We start from the raw sequence: 1,897 nt of genomic DNA, 5'->3' as shown, positions 1-1,897 counted from the left end.
TTGTCCTTGAACGGCCCGTACCAGTCGGCATTGGCGCCGAGCGTGTTCATCAGCGCCGCCTTGTAGTCGGGCGTGCGGCCCATCCAGCCATAGGACATGCGCGACCACTCCGCGATCGCCGTCTGCTGGGCAACAAGCTCGGCGGAAGACTTGGCAACGCGGAAATATTTGTGGGTGTAGCCGCCCGAGCCGGTGTCGGTTGGTGACGTCAGCGCGTCCCGCCGCTTTGGATCATGCAGGGCGTCGTAGAGGCGCGCCAGCGACCGCGCCGAATTGCGCATCGCCGGATGCGTGGTGACGTCGGCAATGCGTTCGCCGTTGATATAGACCTCGCGGCGATCGCGCAGGCTCTCCAGATACTCGGCCCCGGTGAATGGGCGTGCCTTATCGGTGCGGAAGTCTTCTGATCGCATGATGGTCCTCCTCTTAAGCCGTAACCCTAGCGCCCTGGGCATCGATCGGTTATGGACGGAACGGCAAAACCGATTGGACTTTTTCCGGCGTCATGAGCCAGAGATCCATCCCCGACTTCTTCGTCTATGGCGAGCCGGTGCGGCCGCTCGATGTCGGTTTTCTGCATGTCGAGACGGTGCTTGCGCGCGGCAATATCCATCTTGGTGAGGTCGCCGCGCACAAGCACCCGCAGATGGGTCAGATCACCTTCTGGACCAGCGGCTCCGGTACCTACCGCATCGAAGACCGATCCTGGGACTTTTCGGCGCCTGCCGTGAGTTTCGTGCCGAGCACTATCGTGCACGGCTTCTCGATCGGCCCCGGCACCGACGCCATCGTCGTCTCGGTCGCCGACGGCGCGCTTGCGGCCATCGCGGCTCACAGCCTGCTGCCGCTGGACCGGCCGGTCTTTGCCGACGGCATGCCGCAGCACGCAGCGTGGGCCAGATTGGCGGCGGTGCTGGAGATGATCGCCGCCGAATACGCCGAGGCGCAAGCCGGCAAAGACAGGGTCCTGCAGGCGCTGATCGCCGTCGCGCTCTCCCACATCGCGCGCCTCAGTCCCGAGACAAAGGATGCCACGGCGTCTTCTGATGCCTCACTGGCGTTGGGGCTGCGCCGGCTCGCCGATGCGCATTTCCGCGACAACTGGCCTGTTGATCGCTACGTCGAGGCGCTGGCCACGACGCCGCATCTTCTCGACAAGGCCAGCCGCGCGGTGCTGGGCAGCGGCGTCAAACGCGTCGTCGGTGAGCGACGGCTGCTGGAGGCCAAGCGGCTGCTGTTGTTCACCGTACGCTCGGTCGAGGACATCGCCTACGAGATCGGCTTCGACGACCCGGCGTATTTTTCACGATTCTTTCGCGCGCGGGTCGGCGAAGCGCCCGCGTCCTGGCGGCGGAAACAGTTGCAGGGTCATTGATGGGTGACCATGGATGCGGACCTTGGCGCGCCGTTCCGGCGCGAGCCCGCTTCCGCCAGGGCGTTGGCTTCCCGACCGGCCATGATGCAGCCACAGCCACTTTTTCGTGAAGCTGAACGGGTTGATCCGCTCGCCTGTCTGCCTAGGTAGAAAGGAGCGGCGGGCGCCACGCAAAATCTGACAATCGGGCAAATCTGACAGTCGGCATGATATTTTCCTGCATTCGAAAGCTTGGCCTCGCTGCTCTCTGTGTCGCCATCCAGTCTTCCTGCGTCGTTCCCGACGACACGTCGCGTATCGCCAAGGTTGATCCAACGGCGGCGGCTGCCCGCAAGGAGATGGTCGGCCTCAGCGAAGCCGATGTTCGAATGTGCGCCGGGTTTCCGACCGCCACCGCCGACGCCGGCCAATCGGGCCAGATCTGGACCTACAAGCGCATCGTCCAGCGCGGCAATCTCAGCATTGTGGTTCCGACGTTGGCGGTCGGCGCGATCCCGGCGGTCCGCGGCTCCGTCACTTTCG

At 64.5% G+C, this 1,897-nt stretch carries 2 protein-coding genes and 1 pseudogene; 2 read left to right on the top strand and 1 reads right to left on the bottom strand.

Annotation, left to right across the window (positions count from 1 at the left end; genetic code table 11):
• Nucleotides 1-413: 4-hydroxyphenylacetate 3-hydroxylase N-terminal domain-containing protein (locus tag EN879_RS33985; protein ID WP_281034625.1), on the bottom strand; the 413-nt coding region annotated here is incomplete at its 3' end.
• Between the two features lie 92 nt (nucleotides 414-505).
• Between EN879_RS33985 and EN879_RS33980 the strand changes: the two genes are divergently transcribed.
• Nucleotides 506-1,375: a helix-turn-helix domain-containing protein gene (locus EN879_RS33980; RefSeq protein ID WP_013528539.1), complete on the top strand. Its 870-nt coding sequence runs from the start codon at nucleotides 506-508 to the stop codon at nucleotides 1,373-1,375.
• 206 nt (nucleotides 1,376-1,581) lie between these two features.
• Nucleotides 1,582-1,897, top strand: a pseudogene (locus EN879_RS33975) (hypothetical protein); the annotation flags it as partial.

This window comes from Mesorhizobium sp. M7A.F.Ca.AU.002.02.1.1, assembly GCF_003998535.1.
In the GTDB taxonomy this organism is placed as follows: domain Bacteria; phylum Pseudomonadota; class Alphaproteobacteria; order Rhizobiales; family Rhizobiaceae; genus Mesorhizobium; species Mesorhizobium ciceri.
The sequence above is the reverse complement of the archived record's forward strand: the minus strand, read 5'-3'. Positions and strand labels throughout refer to the sequence as shown.